Here is a 2,189-nt window from a genome sequence, read left to right on the forward strand (position 1 = left end):
GGCTTCACCGCGGCGGCAGCGCTTTGGTCATCACCGCCCTGGTCGGCAGCCTGATCGGTTGCCGGCGTGACGGCGCCTGTCGGCTGGGCATCGCCCTGCCCGGCGGAAGCGACGTGCTGCGGCGCCGGATCGGTCGGTTCGGTTGCCGCGACCTGCGGCGCGGGAGCCGGATCCTCGCGCGGAACCAGCGAGCCGTCAGGCTTCACCATCATGGTCTTCACCTTGCGCGGCGCCACGGCGACGACATCGTTGTTGGTCCCCTTGTCTGCCTCCTGCAGAACCTGGGCGATGCGGTCTTCCGATTTCGGGGCCGGAGCGGCCTGCTGTGGGGTTGCGGGGGCGGCGGCCTGGGCGTCAGCCGGCGCTGCTGCGTCCGGTGCGGGCGCTGCGGCCTCCGGTGCCGGCGCTGCGGCTTCCGGAGCCGGCGCTGCTTCGGCCGGTGCCGGCGCGGCTGCGGCCGGTGCCGGCGCGGCTGCGGCCGGAGCTGCTGTGTCCGGAACCGGCGCTGCCGCGGCCGCATTGCCGGCTGAGTTGGTGCCAGGCGCGGCGTCGGTGTCGTCAGGCGAAAGGTCGACGATCCGGCTCTGCGCCGGTTCCTTCGACGCCACGTCGATAGGTTCCTCGGTGTTGGTCACCAGTTTCTGCTGCGCCGGTTCGGCGGGCTTGGCCGCCCCACCCTTGGCCACGGCGTCATAGACTTTGTTGTCCTGGTTCGGCACCACGGTGCCGCCCGGGTTTTGCGGCTTGACCTTGATCGGCGAATTGTCCGCCTTCACGATCACGGGCGCTTCGCTGCCGCCCTTGCCGCCAAAGGAGAAGGCGAGAGCGCCGAGACCGCCCGCGACCACAACGGCGCCGACGAGCGCGGCAAGCATCATGCCACGGCTTCGCGGCTTCGCGGCTTCGCGCTCGGCAAAGCCGGGCACAGTCATCGCTTCGTCGAGCTCAGGATCGTAGTCAAGTTCGTCGACGGCGAAGTCGTCCGCCTGCGAGACCGGCCGGCTGCCGGGCAAATCGTCTGCATCGAATTGGCTTGCAGCTGCGGCATAGGACAGGGTCGCCGGTGCAGCGGCCGTCTCGGCCCGCAACTCGCGGCGGTCGTAGCCGGTCTTGAGTCCGGCATTGTGGGAGTCGTCCTCATAGCCCCGGCTCTGCACAGGCGCCTGAGCGATCTCGGTTGCGTTCATCTCGCTAAGCAGGCCGGCAAACTCGGCATCGAGATCGTCATAGGCAGGCGCCGCAGGCTGATCCTCCTCGAAGCTGAGCTCCGGAATGTCGAGGTCGTCGGCCAACGCCACCACGCGCTCCGGCACGTCGACCGTCTCGACATCGGGCATTTCCTCCTGCTGGCGAGACTGCGGCGCCGCGGCTGGCTTGGCGTAAGCGGAATAGTCCCTCGCCGGCTCCTCACGATAGGCAGGCGCCGACATCTGCGGCGCCGGGGCCGGCGTGGCGTAACCGGCATAGTCCTTCGCCGGCTCCTCACGATCGGCAGGCGCCGACATCTGCGGCGCCGGGGCCGGCGTGGCGTAACCGGCATAGTCCTTCGCCGGCTCCGCACGATAGGCAGGCGTCGGCATCTGCGGCGCCGGCTTGGCGTATGCGGAATAATCCTCCACCGGTTCGTAGGCAGGGGCCGCGGTTTGCGGCGCCGTAGCCGCAGGCTGCGTGACATAAGAGGCGTGCACCGGCGCTGCGACCGGGGTCACGCGGCTCCACGACTTTGGCGGTTCGGCAGGCGCGACAGGCGCATCCATCTCGATGCCCTTGGCGAAGGCGGCGTCGAAAGCCTCGTCATCGAAATCTATGCTGGGTTCGGCATCCTGTTCGGAAGCCGCGCCTTCGAAGCCCTGCCGGTCGAGTTCGCCGGCGAGCAGCCTATCGAGATCGGCATCGGCGGACTGGGCGATCTGCGTGCCGTAGGCGGGCTCGTTGCGTGCGTCGAGGTCCCAATCGAGCTCATCGCCCACGCCAGCCTTCTGGTCGGTATCGCCAGCCGGCTGAACGACCGACCGCGGTGCCGATGCGGCGGCCGGAACAGGAGCAACCGGGACCGGCGCAACCGGAATTGGCCGCGCCGTCATGGCGCCAAGCAGCGCATTGAGTTCGTCTTCCAGGCTGCGCTCGCCTGCGGCCGGCTTAGCCGGGTCGACTGCCGCAACCGGCGGAACCGGTGCCGATGCAGAAGG

The 2,189-nt window shown here is 69.5% G+C and carries 1 pseudogene; it reads right to left on the reverse strand.

The features are described from left to right. A pseudogene (locus EOA49_RS31675) lies at positions 1-2,189 on the reverse strand (SPOR domain-containing protein); the annotation flags it as partial.

Source organism: Mesorhizobium sp. M1A.F.Ca.IN.020.04.1.1, from assembly GCF_003997315.1.
Taxonomy (GTDB): Bacteria; Pseudomonadota; Alphaproteobacteria; order Rhizobiales; family Rhizobiaceae; genus Mesorhizobium.